Annotated in this window: 14 protein-coding genes; 12 read left to right on the forward strand and 2 right to left on the reverse strand. The window is 43.6% G+C overall.

The features are described 5' to 3' along the window. The first annotated feature begins 14 nt into the window (after positions 1-14). From V7L95_RS13000 to V7L95_RS13030, 7 genes are all read left to right on the forward strand, one after another. Positions 15-995: an alpha-ketoacid dehydrogenase subunit beta gene (locus tag V7L95_RS13000; protein WP_026050078.1), complete on the forward strand. Its 981-nt coding sequence runs from the start codon at positions 15-17 to the stop codon at positions 993-995. 17 nt (positions 996-1,012) lie between these two features. Beyond that, the gene (locus V7L95_RS13005; RefSeq protein WP_108611577.1) at positions 1,013-2,335 is read left to right on the forward strand and encodes a dihydrolipoamide acetyltransferase family protein; all 1,323 of its coding nucleotides are present in this window, start codon (positions 1,013-1,015) and stop codon (positions 2,333-2,335) included. A 12-nt stretch (positions 2,336-2,347) separates the two neighbouring features. After that, positions 2,348-3,730: a dihydrolipoyl dehydrogenase gene (gene lpdA, locus V7L95_RS13010; RefSeq protein WP_079920519.1), complete on the forward strand. Its 1,383-nt coding sequence runs from the start codon at positions 2,348-2,350 to the stop codon at positions 3,728-3,730. Between the two features lie 31 nt (positions 3,731-3,761). Next, on the forward strand, positions 3,762-4,457 hold the full coding sequence (locus V7L95_RS13015) for an SDR family NAD(P)-dependent oxidoreductase (RefSeq protein WP_024719603.1): 696 nt from the start codon (positions 3,762-3,764) through the stop codon (positions 4,455-4,457). Continuing rightward, positions 4,435-5,220, forward strand: a complete 786-nt coding sequence (locus tag V7L95_RS13020) for an SDR family oxidoreductase (RefSeq protein ID WP_024719604.1) — start codon at positions 4,435-4,437, stop codon at positions 5,218-5,220. Before V7L95_RS13015 ends, V7L95_RS13020 begins: the two co-directional genes overlap by 23 nt. Before the next feature lie 92 nt (positions 5,221-5,312). Then, complete coding sequence (locus V7L95_RS13025) at positions 5,313-6,269, forward strand: sugar-binding transcriptional regulator (protein WP_017359143.1); 957 nt, start codon at positions 5,313-5,315, stop codon at positions 6,267-6,269. 63 nt (positions 6,270-6,332) lie between these two features. Next, on the forward strand, positions 6,333-6,662 hold the full coding sequence (locus V7L95_RS13030; protein WP_008358910.1) for a hypothetical protein: 330 nt from the start codon (positions 6,333-6,335) through the stop codon (positions 6,660-6,662). 13 nt (positions 6,663-6,675) lie between these two features. Here the strand turns inward: V7L95_RS13030 and V7L95_RS13035 are convergent, their stop codons facing one another. Further along, a complete protein-coding gene (locus tag V7L95_RS13035; protein ID WP_035392321.1) occupies positions 6,676-8,001 on the reverse strand; it encodes an amino acid permease in 1,326 nt (441 codons plus the stop codon). Between the two features lie 329 nt (positions 8,002-8,330). On the opposite strand from V7L95_RS13035, the gene V7L95_RS13040 reads away from it, so the two are divergent. Continuing rightward, positions 8,331-9,281, forward strand: a complete 951-nt coding sequence (locus tag V7L95_RS13040; RefSeq protein WP_025207212.1) for a ring-cleaving dioxygenase — start codon at positions 8,331-8,333, stop codon at positions 9,279-9,281. A 42-nt stretch (positions 9,282-9,323) separates the two neighbouring features. Here the strand turns inward: V7L95_RS13040 and V7L95_RS13045 are convergent, their stop codons facing one another. Continuing rightward, on the reverse strand, positions 9,324-10,643 hold the full coding sequence (locus tag V7L95_RS13045) for a trypsin-like peptidase domain-containing protein (RefSeq protein WP_025207213.1): 1,320 nt from the start codon (positions 10,641-10,643) through the stop codon (positions 9,324-9,326). Between the two features lie 169 nt (positions 10,644-10,812). On the opposite strand from V7L95_RS13045, the gene proG reads away from it, so the two are divergent. The 4 genes from proG to V7L95_RS13065 all read left to right on the forward strand — a co-directional run bounded on the left by proG (position 10,813) and on the right by V7L95_RS13065 (position 14,564). Next, positions 10,813-11,637: a pyrroline-5-carboxylate reductase ProG gene (proG, locus tag V7L95_RS13050; RefSeq protein ID WP_025207214.1), complete on the forward strand. Its 825-nt coding sequence runs from the start codon at positions 10,813-10,815 to the stop codon at positions 11,635-11,637. Positions 11,638-11,826: 189 nt separating this feature from the next. Then, the gene (locus V7L95_RS13055) at positions 11,827-12,651 is read left to right on the forward strand and encodes a M55 family metallopeptidase (protein WP_025207215.1); all 825 of its coding nucleotides are present in this window, start codon (positions 11,827-11,829) and stop codon (positions 12,649-12,651) included. Positions 12,652-12,669: 18 nt separating this feature from the next. Then, positions 12,670-13,605 carry an ABC transporter permease gene (locus tag V7L95_RS13060; RefSeq protein WP_008346233.1) on the forward strand — a complete coding sequence of 312 codons (936 nt, stop codon included), beginning with the start codon at positions 12,670-12,672 and terminating at the stop codon, positions 13,603-13,605. After that, the gene (locus V7L95_RS13065) at positions 13,602-14,564 is read left to right on the forward strand and encodes an ABC transporter permease (RefSeq protein WP_017359137.1); all 963 of its coding nucleotides are present in this window, start codon (positions 13,602-13,604) and stop codon (positions 14,562-14,564) included. Before V7L95_RS13060 ends, V7L95_RS13065 begins: the two co-directional genes overlap by 4 nt. Positions 14,565-14,567: the final 3 nt, after the last annotated feature.

The raw sequence follows: 14,567 nt of genomic DNA on the forward strand, positions 1-14,567 counted from the left end.
TGACAAACACGACAGTGAGAGAGATTTCATATTTAGAAGCCGTTCGAGAAGCAATGAGTCAGGAAATGAGAAAAAATCAAGATGTCTTCATTTTAGGTGAAGATATCGGCGTATACGGTGGCGCATTTGGTGTCACGCGCGGGATGATCGAGGAATTCGGTCCAGAACGCGTCCGCAATACGCCGATTTCAGAGGCTGCCATCGCAGGAGGCGCAGTCGGAGCGGCTTTGACAGGAATGCGTCCGATTTTAGAACTACAATTCTCTGACTTTATTACAATTGCAATGGATCAGCTTGTAAACCAAGCAGCGAAAACACGTTACATGTTTGGCGGAAAAGGGAAAGTGCCGCTTGTTGTCAGAACACCAGCAGGTTCTGGGACAGGTGCCGCAGCGCAGCACTCCCAAAGCTTAGAAGCGTGGATGGCTCATATTCCTGGACTAAAGGTGGTTCAGCCTTCAACAGCTTATGATGCAAAAGGACTTTTAAAAGCAGCAATGGATGATGACAACCCTGTCATTTTCTATGAACACAAGCTTTTATATAAAACAATTGGTGAAGTACCAGAAGAGCAGTATTCGATTCCTTTAGGGAAAGCGGATGTGAAGAGAAGCGGAAAGGACGTCACAATTGTCGCAACAGCCATTATGGTGCACAAAGCGCTCGAAGCAGCGAAGGAACTAGAAGCGGAAGGAATCGATGTCGAGATCATTGATCCGAGAACGCTCGTCCCATTAGATGAAGAAACCATTATTGAATCTGTGAAAAAAACAGGCAAATGTATCGTTGTGCATGAGGCAGTGAAACGAGGCGGCTACGGCGGAGAGATTGCCAGTATGATAGCGGAAAGTGAAGCCTTCGACTATTTAGATGCACCTATTAAACGACTTGGCGGTCTTGCCGTCCCAATACCGTACAACCCAACGCTGGAAAAAGCAGTCATTCCACAAGTGCCAGATATTATTGAAGCAGCAAAAGAGCTCGTGCGCTCTTAAGTAAAGGGGAGAAGATCATGCCAAAAGAGATATTTATGCCGAAGCTAAGCAGTACGATGGAGATCGGTACCTTGCTTCAATGGTTTAAAGAAGAAGGAGATTCGGTTGAAATCGGTGAGCCTCTATTTGAGATTATGACAGACAAAATCAATATCGAGGTTGAAGCCTATGATGATGGCGTTTTTCTAAAGAAATATTACGAAGCAGATGATCAGATTCCAGTTAATGCTGTCATTGGATATATCGGAGAGGCTAATGAGCAGGTACCGAGCGAGCCGCCAGCGCAGTCAGATGAAGCATCTTCTGAAGACAGCGGAACGTCATCACCATCTGAACCATCTGTTTCGACTGAAGCTGAACCAGCGGTGGGTGAGAAAGTACGCGCAACTCCTGCAGCGAGAAAAACGGCAAAAGATCACCAAGTTGCCATTCACGAAGTATCTGGTACAGGACCAAAAGGCAGAATTCAAAAACGGGATGTCGAAGCGGCCCTTCATACGAACGAGAAAGGCCAGCGCGTATCACCACTTGCAGGAAAAGTGGCTGCTCGTGAAGGGATCGACTTAGCGAATGTTGCTGGTTCTGGCGTCCACGGAAAAATCATGAAGAGTGACGTGAAAGCAGCAGGCGCACAAAAGGCAGAAGCTGCTCCAGTGAGAACACAAAAACTAGCCGGGATGAGAAAAGTGATCGCAGATCGCATGTCACAAAGTGCCTTTACAGCGCCGCACGTCACATTAACAAGTGAAATTGATATGACAAAAGCAAAAGAAGTGCGCAAACAGCTGCTCCCAGCGATTGAAAAAGAGACAGGCTACAGATTGTCGTTTACAGAAATCATCATCCATGCTGTCAGCAGTGTCCTCACGCGCCATCCGCAAATCAATATGACGTTTGAACAAAATGAGCTCCATTTCCATGAGGATGTGCACATTGGTCTTGCGGTTGCTGTGAAAGACGGCTTAATGGTTCCGGTCATCTCTCATGCAAATCAAAAAGGGCTGAAACAGCTCACAAAAGAAGCAAAAGAAATTGGTCGAAATGCACGCGATCAAAAGCTGCTGCCAGACCAGTTGAAGGGGTCTACATTTACCATTAGTAACTTAGGGATGTATGCCATTGACACGTTTACCCCAATTATTAATCAGCCGGAAGTGGCGATTTTAGGTGTTGGACGCATTCAAGAAAAACCTGTAGTGATCGATGGAGAAATTCAGGTGCGGCCAATGATGGGTGTCAGCTTATCATTTGATCATCGAGTGGTAGATGGTGCACCAGCAGCAGCCTTTTTAACAGACCTTAAAAAAGTGCTTGAACAACCATTTGAATTGCTAATGTAGGAGATGAATCGGATGACAAAAACGTATGATCTGACAGTCATTGGCGGTGGGCCTGGCGGGTACACTGCCGCCCTTCAAGCCGCTGAACGTGGACACAAGGTTGCATTGATTGAAGAGGATTTTCTAGGGGGGACTTGTTTAAATCGAGGCTGTATCCCTTCAAAGACACTGCTCAAACATGCAGAAGTCATTGAATCCATTGAGAAAGCAAAAAGCTGGGGAATCGAAACAGGTGAGATGGTTCTTTCTTTCGATAAAATGAGAAAACGTAAAGATGATGTCATCGAAAAACTCAGGGGTGGAATCGCCTTTTTATTAAAGCAAGGAAAGATTGATGTATATAACGGCAGAGGAACAGCTGTGACAAAAAATCGCATTGACATTGAAAAACAAGATGGGTCAGAAACGATTGAAACAAAAGAGCTGATCATTGCCACTGGCTCATCACCTGCTATTCCGCCTATTCCAGGGCTCAAAGAGATTCAATTTGACACAAGTGATACGATCTTTGACATCCCAGATATTCCTGCATCTGTCGTCATTATTGGCGGGGGTGTAATTGGTCTTGAGCTGGCATGCATCTTCCAGAGTCTCCAATCAAAAGTCACCATTATAGAAGCCGCTCCGTCGATTATTCCGCAGGAAGATGAAGAAGCTTCGAAATTACTAGAAAAAGAATTGAAGAAAAAAGGCATCCATATCGCAAAGAAAACGACGGTGACAGAGGTAACAGAAAGCGAAGGAGTCAAAGCGATTCATGCGACAGACGATAAAGGAGAGACGCACATCTTTACGGCTGAAAGACTGCTAGTTTGTGTCGGAAGAAGACCAAATGTCTCTGCTGTCAGTCAGCTGGAGCTTCAGCTAGATGGTCCTTTTATTAAAGTGAACGACGAGATGAAGACAAGTGCTGAAGGTGTATATGCAATTGGAGATGTAGCCGGCGGCTATCAGCTCGCTCATGCGGCGATGGCAGAGGCAGCCGTTGCGGTTAGCAATATATGCGGCGAGCCTGAAAGAATGAATCACGACATCGTTCCTAGATGTATTTATACATTGCCAGAAGTAGCGAGTGTGGGATTGACTGAGAAAGAGGCGAAAGCGAAAGGGCTGAATGTGCGGGCAGAGCGATTTGATTTAGCTGCAAGCGGAAAAGCGTTGGCAGCAGGTGTTCAAACCGGTTTTATTAAACTCGTGTACGATACCGTATATGGTGAAGTCATTGGCGCTACAATGGTTGGTCCGCACGTAACGGAGATGATATCAGAGGCTTCTTCATTTATGTATTTAGAAGGAACAGCTGAAGAGATGGCCAAAATGATTCATCCGCATCCAACCATCTCAGAAGGCTTTTATGAAGCAGCTCTTGATATTGTGAGTAAGCTGAGAAAATAAATGCCAAACAAGGGATAGGGAGGAGATCCGTGTGCACGTCCAGCTTCATCAGAAAGTGGCACTTGTGACAGATAGCACAGATGGATTTGGAGAAGCCATCTGCCTGGCTTTGGCCCAGGCAGGTGCACATGTTTTCATACACGCTTTTCGTGATGAATCAAAAGCAAAGTCGATAAGCGAAGACATTGAAAAATTAGGCGGCCAATCGACTGTTGTCATCAATCCGCTTGAGACACCGCGTGATGCTACGCTTATGCTAAGGCAAGTCATCGATACATGCGGCAAGCTTGATATTTTAGTCAATCAAGCCGAGCAAAAAGCAGATGAGGAGATTGATGACGTAAGTCCTGAGATATGGGTCGATGAAGTGGAAAGATCCGTAAATACAGTCTTTCTTTCCAGTCAAGCCGCTGTGTGGCATATGGTGGATCAGAAGCAGGGCTGCATCATTAATATTTCCTCATCAGGCAGCATAACAGGTGATGGCGGGATCTCACATGCTACATCTAATAGTATGTTGAATGCCATGACAAAAGGATTAGCGCGCGAATTTAAAGACAAAGGCATCCGGGTATTGGCACTACTTCCGCCGCCTCTCCATTTGCTTCCTGACAAAGAGCAAATCAAGGAGACGGTGGCTCATATGACGGTTTTCTTAAGTACATCGTACGGTGCATTTACAGATGGAGCAGCGATTATGCTTGATGGGGGTGAGAGCGCTGGCTAATCAACAAAAACCAGTTCTCATCGTAGGTGGCGCCCAAGGAATCGGCAAAGAAATTGCTCAGCGTTTTTTAAAAGAAGGGCATCGTGTAGCTGTGTCAGATATAGATGAACAAGGACTTTCGCTTTTAAAACAACAGCATCCTCAGCTGCTGACGTTCCAAGCTGACGTTTCATCGTGGGAAAGTGTTCAGCAAATGGCGTCAGCAGCTGAAAGGGAGTTGGGTGGCATTGGGCATCTTGTCTATTCAGCAGGAATGACGAAATCCCTTCCTTTTTTAGAGGTTGATTTTTCACTTTGGAAAAAGACACTGGCTGTGAATCTATATGGTCTTTTCTATTGCATCAAAGCATTAGCACCCTATCTATGTGAGCGGAAAGAAGGCAGCGTTGTCATTATTGGATCAGGATCTGCGATAACAGGCTCTGGCGGCGGCATCCAGTATTACGCGTCAAAAGCCGGGGCATTTGGTCTCATGCGTTCGCTTGTAAAGGAATTGGGTTCCCATCATGTCCGCATCAATGTCATTGCACCGCGCGTCATTGAATCTCAGATGCTTGATACGCTCTATCCGACTGAGCTTGAGAAAAGTCAGCTTCGATCACTTATTCCTATCGGGAGATTAGGAAAACCAGAAGATATTGCTGGAGTCACTTTATTTCTCGCAAGTGACGAGGGAAGCTATTTGCACGGACAGATACTCTTATTAGATGGCGGGAGAACGTATCAGCCTAAATATAGCGAGGGAAAAAGAGCGGAGAGTTAATCGCTCTTTTTTTATTTTCATAACAATTGTTCCAATTAGAAACGAATGTTTGGTATACTGGTAATCATAGTATATTAAAAGGATGATGTCACATGCTGAATTGGGAAGAAAGACGACAGCTCGTCAAAGTTGCTCATCTTTATTATACAGACGGGTGGACGCAGCAAGAGATTGCAAAAAAGCTCAATGTCTCAAGACCAGTCATTTCAAAGCTCTTACAAAAAGCAAAAGATGTGGGAATCGTTGAAGTGTACATTAAAGACGAAAGTATTCATACAGTGGAACTTGAAAAGCAGCTGGAAACAACTTTTCAATTAACGGATGCTGTCGTTGTCCCAAGTGTCGGGACAATGTCTGAGATGGTCAAACGGGCAGTCGGTCAAGCGGGCGCCTATTATCTTTCTAAAAACATGAAAGGCGCTGAGAAAATCGGTATTTCATGGGGAACCACACTTGCCGAGCTCGTGAAGGAATATCCATTTGAGCGAAGAAACGATGTCAAAGTCATTCCTTTAGAGGGCGGAATGGGCAGGCAGGCAGTCGACATTCACGCGAATCAGCTGGCATATGAGCTGGCAAAGAAGATGAATGGTACGTGTTCCTATTTATATGCACCTGCGATTTTAGAAACAGAAGAATTAAAAGAGCGGCTGATGGCGATGCAGGACATAGAAGCTGTGCTTGAAGAAGGCAGAAATGTTGATATTGCCCTGATCGGTATTGGAAATCCGCATAAAGGCTCTACATTGAAAACAGTCGGTTATTTAAAAGAAGAGGATTTGTCTGGGTTGAGACAATCAGGGGCTGTTGGTGATATTGGTTTTCGTTTCTTTGATGGTGAAGGGAAACCAGTCCAAGATGAGCTGAACCAAAAGGTGATTGGATTATCGTTAGAACAATTAAAGAACGTGAAAAAAGTCATCGCAGTTGTGGAAGGAACCCATAAAGCTGAAAGTATTTTAGGGGCCTTAAACGGCGGCTTTATTCAGGTGCTCGTCACCGACGAATTAACTGCGGCAGCTATTTTAAAGGAAGCATCTGTCCAATAAACAGCTGACAGCTATCGTATTGTATAAAAAGAGCTACATCAAACGAGAAAGGAGCTGTGTATCTTGAAGAAAACCGAAATGGAAGCAAACCTACACTGTACTCGGTGCCAAGAAGAGACCCTCCACAGCATCGTTTATGTGAATGATCAGATGAAAAGCGTTGAGTGTACAGAGTGTCATCAGAAGATCAGTGTGCAAGTCGACATCATGAAGGAATTTTACAAAGAAGTATATGAAAAAATTGCGACAAAGCCGAAGCGGATGACGCAGGAGTATAAGGCGAATCTGAATGGATTTATTTCAAGACTCCCCATCCGGGTTTTAAGTAAGCCATACCGGCTGATGAGATATTTAAACGAATCTTATAAGGTCATTAAGCAATATAAAAAATAAAGCAGAGGCTGTCTTAGCGCTCTGCTTTATTTTGTGTTTTTTTCATGTAGTAATAAATCGGCAGTCCGGCAATGCCGATCAGCATGGAGATCAGGCAGCTTTGCCAATCGGTGATCATGGTGCTGATTAAGACAAAGAAAGAGCCGATAATCGCAATGATCGGTGTGAGCGGGTAAAGTGGTACGCTATAAGTGCGCTTCATTCCCTTGTTTTGTTTTCTTAGCTTAAAGACAGCGAAAAAGGCCATCACATAGAAGATGTAAATCATGAAAATCGAAACCTCTGACAGCTTCTCAGGATTACTGACGATCATAAACACAATGGCAATCAAAATCTGTACAAATACAGCGATCCAAGGTGTTTGAAAAGTAGGATGAATGCGTGAAATGGCTTTGGCAAACGGAATTTGTTTTCGTTCTGCCATTGCAAAAATGACACGCGGGAACGAAAGAACCTTTCCATTCAAACAGCCAAAGATACTAATGATGATTCCGATACTAATAATTTTACCGCCAATGGGACCAAAGAGCATTGTAGCAGCTGTGCTTGTGGCATTTTCACCTAGTTGAACGATTTGATCAGCTGGTAACACATGCAAAAGGGCGATGTTAATAAAGAGATAACATGCTGTGACAATTAAAATACCTCCTGCCATCGCGCGAGGAAGCAGTTTCTCTGGATTTTTCATTTCACCACCAAGCGCTGCAAGCAAAATCCAGCCATCATAGGCGAATAATGTTGCCAAAATTGCTGCACCGAAGTTCATCTGAGCGATACTCTCATTGACGGCTGTGAAAATATGTTCATTTCCTTTCCATAAGCCAAACACAATAATTGCTGCAATTGGAACAAGCTTTCCGATCGTGGTCAGTCCTTGGACAAAACCACCGTATTTCGTTCCCATGATGTTGATCACACATAAAAAAAGAACGGTGATAATGCCAATGGTTGTAGCCCATATAGATGAAAGAGAAAATAAATTAGCTAATAATGAACCAAAATAAAGACCAAGAGCACCAATAATCGCTGGTCCGTAAATAATAATTTGCACCCAGCCACATAAGTAGCCCCAAAATTCACCGTATACTTCTTCAAGATAGGCATATAAACCGCCAGTACGCGGGATTTGTGTACCAATTTCAGCGACTGTGAGTCCGCCTGCAAGGGTTAAGATCCCGCCTAACAGCCATGCGAATAAGGCGATGCCTGAGCTTCCTGAATAAGAAAGGACGTTGCCAGGCTTCATAAAAACGCCAGATCCAATAATTGTTCCGATGACAAGAGATAGGGCAAAAAATAAGCCGATGTCTTGTTTTAACGCTGGTTGTTCTTTGTTCATTACACACGACCTCCTGCATCACTTTCGTACGTTACTGTGACATGTATTTTGTTCATTGTAATACGATTTTAGGAAAACAAGAATTAAAAAAATTTTCTGATTTTCGTATTTGTATTTAAAAGTGTTCGTTTATTGGAGATATTAGGATGAATGTTATCTTAAAAACGAACAATATAATAATATTTTCGATTTAATGTTAATTTAATAGGTGAAAGCCGAACATCCAATAAAGATGCAGCCGAATGGTTGACTTTTCTTCTAAAATGACCTATTTTATTCATAAGGATATTATCTTGAATTCGAGATATTTTATAATAGGAGTGAACACAATGAAAATAAATGGGATTCACCACGTATCAGCACTAACAGCAAATGCTCAGAAAAACGTTGATTTCTACCGCCAAATCCTTGGCTTAAAACTGGTGAAAAAAACAGTCAATCAAGATGATCCATCGATGTATCATCTATTTTATGGAGATGAGGTCGCCTCACCTGGTACAGAGCTGACGTTTTTTGAAATACCGATGCTCGCCCGCCGGCTGGACGGAACAAATGCGATCTCACGCACAGGTTTGATTGTCACTTCAGAGGAGGCACTCACCTTTTGGGAAAAGCGCTTTGAAGAAAAAGGTGTAAAGAAAGAAACAGCTTCTTTAAGAGGCGGCAGACCTGCCTTGAAATTTACAGATCCAGAAGGACAGCAGCTGTTTTTGACTGTAGAACCAAGCGTGCAAGATGGAGCGAAGCCGCCAGTGCATGATGAGATTCCTGCTGATTTTGCGATCAGAGGTTTGGGACCAGTAGAATTAACAGTCGCAGAAGCAGATAAAACGATCAGTGTGTTAACGAGCATCCTTGGTTTCACAGAAAAAGCACGTGAACAATCAAATGATGGGGAAATCGTGACGATTTTTGAATCAGGACAGGGCGGAGCTGGAACAGAGATTCATGTCATTGAAAAAGCAGAAGGACCTGCTGAGCGATCTGGCAGAGGGAGTGTTCATCACGTAGCCTTTCGTGTAGCGGACGCAGAAGAGCTTGAAAAATGGCATGATAAAATAGCCAAAGCCGGTTTCACCAACTCTGGTGTTGTAGAACGTTTTTATTTTAAAGCCCTATATTTTAGAGAGCCAAACGGCATTTTGTTTGAAATCTCAACAGACGGTCCGGGATTTACAGTGGATGAAAGCGTGGATGAGCTTGGTGATCAATTAGCACTTCCACCATTTTTAGAGCACAAACGAGCAGAAATTGAACAAAGATTAGTCCCAATCAAGTGAACATGAAAAAAGCAGCTCATAAAAATTGAGCTGCTTTTTTCGTTAAGAGCTGACTTGCTTTGATTCAGATTGTGTTAATGTCACTTGTTTTGTTTCTTCTGTTCCATTACGAACGAGTGTGATGCTGACGGTATCTCCTACTTTTGCATTCGTGTAAAGCTCGTGACGTAATTCACTGCCGGTTGTCACTTTTTTACCATTGATGGCGGTGATGACATCCTCTGTCTTTAATCCAGCTTTGGCAGCAGGTGAGCCAGCAGCGATTTCTTTTACGTACACGCCTTTATCCAGCTGACTGCTTGTCAGTCCAAGCGTTTCCTGCTGATAAGCATCTGGTACTTGTTCGAGATCCAGCATGCTGATACCGATATAAGGTCGTTCGATTTTTCCTTTTGTGAGAAGCTGCTCTGCAATTGGTTTGACATCATTGATTGGGAGCGCAAACCCGATACCTTCCACACCTGTTTCAGAAATTTTCATACTGGTGATCCCCACAACCTTTCCGTCTGTTGTTAAAAGCGGCCCGCCGCTGTTGCCGGGGTTAATGGCGGCATCTGTTTGAATGACATTAATACTGCTTTCGCCAGCTGATGTATCCATAGACACTGTTCGATCGACACCGCTGACAATTCCTTGTGTCACTGTTCTTGATAAATCTTCACCAAGCGGATTTCCGATTGCAATGACGGTTTCTCCTGCACGAAGGGATGAGGAGTCTCCAAGTTCAGCGACTTTTGTAACGCCGTTGCTGCTAATTTCGACGACAGCAAGATCAGTCAGCGGGTCAGAACCGACCACTTTTCCTTCCACCGTCTTGCCATTATGCAAGGAGACTGTTAATTTATTTGCTCCTTCAATCACATGGTTGTTTGTTAATACATAGGCTTTACTGCCCGATTTTTTGAAAATAACCCCTGATCCGGTACCGCTTTCTTGCTCTTGACTGCTGCTGTTTTGATTTTGCTGTGATCCATCAAAAGGTGAGTTCATATCACCAAAATCTGTGGTTGTTTGACTTTGTGTTTGATAGTTTGTAATGCCGACGATGGCTGGTGATACGTTTTCGACCATACTGGAAATACTGCTGGTCGAATTGGATGTTTGTGACGCTGTTGTTTTTGACGAATTTGTACTTGTATCATTTGTCGATACAGCGGCTGTTTTCGTTGACGAATCAGTTGAATGATTTTCTGAATGCTGAGCATATGGAGTTAGAACGTAAACACCTAACGCTAACGTACCGCCCACAATCCCGCTGACAAATGGCTTCAGCCAGCCACTTGGCTTCTTCTGTGTTTTTTTCGGCTGTTCAATCGTTTGTAATTCATAAGAAGTGTGTTTTTCATCTTTGTGTTGTGTCATTAAGATCACTCTCTTTCATCGATTTTTACATGTATGTGTTCAAGATGTTTGACCGTATGTGGTGGATACTGACTTTATCGTAAGAAAAAAGTGTGGGATAAAAATGAAAACATTGTGGGAAATTGTTAAAATAAGTAGTGAATCTAAGCAAAATAGAGGAGATTAAACTGTGGAGACTATTGGAATCATTGGATATGGAAGCATGGCAGATATGATGGTACAAAAATGGCTGGATAAAGGAGTACTTCATGCCAGTCAGTTTATGATCCATACACGAAGTGAAACGGAGCGTCTGCAACAGCTGAAAGAGAAGAACCAGCATGTCAACATTTGCTCTTTAGATGACATCTCTGCATCATGTGATGTCGTGTTTGTTTGTGTACCACCGCTTGCTGTACTTGATGTCTTAGATCAACTGAGCCTCGCAAAGACATCTCTTCATATCGTATCAGTGGCAGCGGCTGTCACGTTAGACAAATTAATGCAACATACGAATCAGCCGGTGTCTAGATACATTCCCACTTTGACATCAGCCGTAGGGACGGGTGTATCCCTTGTGGCGCATGGTGAAACCGCTGGGCAGGAGGCGCAAGAACGGCTCCACCGCCTGCTTTCAGCTTTTAGTATCGTCAGGGAAGTGGAAGAGGACCGCTTTGATGCGGCGAGTAATTTGACAAGCTCTTCTCCGGGCTTTATTGCAGCAATCTTTGAAGAAATGGCGAGAGCCGCTGTTCGGAATAGTGAGCTTTCTTTAGAAGAAGCCTATGAATTTTTAACATATGCGCTGCTCGGTACAGGACAAGTTCTTGTTGAACACGGACTGACATTTGCTGAAACGGTGAACAGGGTCGCAACAAAAGGCGGGATTACAGGAGAAGGCGCTGCAGTCATCCAGCAGCAGGCACCGCAAATGTTCGATGACTTGTTTACACAAACGATGAAAAAATATGCGCAACTAAAATCGCAAATCGATGAAGCAGACAAACACCACTAAAGACATAGCTAGTGGTGTTTTTTCTGTAAATTAAATCCTTTATCATCAATGCTTTTGACCTGTATTACCTGAGTCTAATTTCCTTATTTTCAGACATTGTATTGAAAAATCAATCAAGTTCTCATATAATTTTTTAGAAAATTTAGAAAAATATACACAAATTTTAAGTTTAATTAAAGGGGGATGGGGATGAAGCTCTATTTATCAGTCGATATGGAGGGAATTACTGGTCTAGCTGATCATACATTTGTTGATAGCCGCCAGCACAATTATGAGCGCGGGAGAAAAATCATGACAGGTGAAGTGAACGCCTGTGTAGAAGCTCTTCTTACACATGGGGCGACCGATATTTTAGTGAATGATAGCCATTCTAAAATGAATAATCTGTTGATTGAAGATTTGCATGAGGAAGCATCTCTCATATCAGGTGATGTAAAGCCTTATTCAATGGTCCAAGGATTAGATCAAACGTATGATGCCGCTGTTTTTTTAGGCTATCATGCAAGGGCATCAATGAAAGGTGTGATGTCTCACAGTATGATTTTTGGTGTCAGACATTTTTACATAAATGATCATCCGATTGGTGAAATGGGCTTTAATGCGTATGTCGCAGGCTATTATGGTGTTCCGGTCATTCTTGTATGCGGAGACGATCAAGCAGCACTTGAAGCTGAAAAGTTAATGCCTGGCGTGAAAACAGTGGCGGTGAAAGAAACCATTTCAAGATCTGCTGTGAAATGCTTAACACCAGCGAAAGTGAGCACCCTCATCTCGCAGCAAGTGGAAGCTGCCATGAAACAAATTCATCAAATGAAGCCGCTCACGCCTCCTGAGCAGCCAGTGCTGAAAATCGAGTTTGCCAATTATGGACAAGCCGAATGGGCGAATTTAATGCCGGGTACGGCCATCATCGAAGGGACAACAACGGTGACGTACCAAGCAGAGAATATATTAGAAGCCTACCAAGCGATGCTTGTCATGACAGAGCTTGCCGCACGTACAACATTTTGTTAAGCGAGGGGGAGACAGCAGATGGCCAGCTTTTTGCTCAAGCGTTTGATTGCCATGATTGCCACGATTTTAACCATCACAACTTTAACGTTTATTTTAATGAAGGTCATCCCAGGATCGCCCTTCAATGAAGAACGAAATACAAACGAAACTGTCCAGCGAAACCTCGAAAGCTACTATCACTTAGACGAGCCACTCTATGTTCAATATATGATCTATTTAAAATCCATCGTTACTTTTGATTTTGGTCCTTCCATTAAAAAGCCTTCTGAAAGTGTCAATGATTTATTGGCGAGAGGTTTTCCAGTCTCATTAGAACTTGGTCTTATCTCTATTTTGATTGCTGTCATCTCCGGCATCTTGCTCGGAATCATGGCTGCCCTCCGGCATAATGGCTTGATTGATTATATCGCCATGACGATTGCTGTTTTCGGTATATCCATACCCAACTTTATCTTTGCTACCTTATTAATTCAGCAGCTTGCTGTGAATGTAAAACTCTTTCCTACAGCGATGTGGACAAGTCCAATGCATATGGTGCTTCCTACCATTGCACTGGCGGTAGGTCCAATGGCGATCATTGCCCGGTTAACGAGATCGAGCATGATTGAAGTGCTGTCGCAGGACTATATTCGAACTGCAAAAGCGAAAGGACTTTCCCCTTATAAAATTGTGTTTAAACATGCCCTGCGGAATGCACTTTTACCTGTTGTCACGATCCTTGGCACACTTGTCGCAAGTATTTTAACAGGCAGCTTTGTCATTGAAAAAATCTTTGCGATCCCTGGAATGGGAAAATACTTTGTCGAGAGTATTAACAACCGTGACTATCCTGTCATCATGGGAACTACTGTTTTTTACAGCATCATCTTAATTACCCTTCTTTTCATTGTAGATGTGACATATCGTCTGCTTGATCCAAGGATCCAGCTGCATCAGAAAGGAGGAAAGGCATGAGCATACACCTTCAGCATGATCAAACGAATCAAGCGCATGAAGTGCCAGATGAATGGTTTGCTCCTAAAGAACAAAAGACATCTGAAGTCCATGCCATTAAAAGACCCTCACTTTCGTATTGGGCAGATACTTGGCGACGGTTAAAACAAAATAAACTCGCTATGTTTAGTTTATCGGTGCTGATTTTTCTTTTCCTCATGGCTGTATTAGGTCCACTTCTTGCGCCGAATAGTGTGACAGAACAGCGGCTTTCTATGCAAAACTTGCCACCGTCAGCTGCTCACTGGTTTGGAACAGATGAGCTTGGACGTGATGTGTTTACACGTACTTGGTACGGCGCACGCATTTCATTATTTGTGGGCGTGATGGCCGCTCTCATTGATTTTGCAATCGGTGTCATCTATGGCGGTATTGCAGGCTATAAAGGCGGGAAGTATGACCATGTCATGATGCGGATCGTCGAGGTGCTTTACGGTCTGCCGTATTTACTCGTCGTCATTTTATTGATGGTCCTGATGGGGCCTGGGCTTGTCACTATTATTGTGGCGCTCACTGTCACAGGCTGGATCGGGATGGCAAGAATCGTGAGAGGTCAAGTCCTTCAGCTGAAAAGCCAAGAATATGTCCTTGCCTCGAAAACCTTTGGCGCAAAAAGCTTGCGCATCATCCGCAGAAATTTACTGCCGAATACGATGGGACCGATTATTGTCCAGATGACGCTAACTGTACCGACAGCGATTTTTGCTGAAGCATTCTTAAGTTTTCTCGGTTTAGGGATTCAAGCCCCGTTTGCAAGCTGGGGTGTGATGGCCAATGACGCCTTGCCGACAGTGCTGTCAGATAATGGCCACTGGTGGCGTTTATTCTTTCCGGCATTTTTTATTTCGCTGACGATGTTTTGCTTTAATAATTTAGGTGATGGCTTGCAAGATGCGCTTGATCCGAAGATGAAGAGGTGATGG

This window comes from Bacillus sp. PPSBB_11 (assembly GCF_038023285.1).
Taxonomy (GTDB): domain Bacteria; phylum Bacillota; class Bacilli; order Bacillales; family Bacillaceae; genus Bacillus; species Bacillus altitudinis.

What these genes read in the sequence shown, in the direction of transcription:
- V7L95_RS13005 (WP_108611577.1), top strand. Translation starts at nt 1,013, where the DNA reads ATGCCAAAAGAGATATTTATGCCGAAGCTAAGCAGTACGATGGAGATC.
- lpdA (WP_079920519.1), top strand. Translation starts at nt 2,348, where the DNA reads ATGACAAAAACGTATGATCTGACAGTCATTGGCGGTGGGCCTGGCGGG.
- V7L95_RS13020 (WP_024719604.1), top strand. Translation starts at nt 4,435, where the DNA reads ATGGGGGTGAGAGCGCTGGCTAATCAACAAAAACCAGTTCTCATCGTA.
- V7L95_RS13025 (WP_017359143.1), top strand. Translation starts at nt 5,313, where the DNA reads ATGCTGAATTGGGAAGAAAGACGACAGCTCGTCAAAGTTGCTCATCTT.
- V7L95_RS13035 (WP_035392321.1), bottom strand. Translation starts at nt 8,001, where the DNA reads ATGAACAAAGAACAACCAGCGTTAAAACAAGACATCGGCTTATTTTTT.
- V7L95_RS13040 (WP_025207212.1), top strand. Translation starts at nt 8,331, where the DNA reads ATGAAAATAAATGGGATTCACCACGTATCAGCACTAACAGCAAATGCT.
- V7L95_RS13045 (WP_025207213.1), bottom strand. Translation starts at nt 10,643, where the DNA reads ATGACACAACACAAAGATGAAAAACACACTTCTTATGAATTACAAACG.
- V7L95_RS13055 (WP_025207215.1), top strand. Translation starts at nt 11,827, where the DNA reads ATGAAGCTCTATTTATCAGTCGATATGGAGGGAATTACTGGTCTAGCT.
- V7L95_RS13060 (WP_008346233.1), top strand. Translation starts at nt 12,670, where the DNA reads ATGGCCAGCTTTTTGCTCAAGCGTTTGATTGCCATGATTGCCACGATT.
- V7L95_RS13065 (WP_017359137.1), top strand. Translation starts at nt 13,602, where the DNA reads ATGAGCATACACCTTCAGCATGATCAAACGAATCAAGCGCATGAAGTG.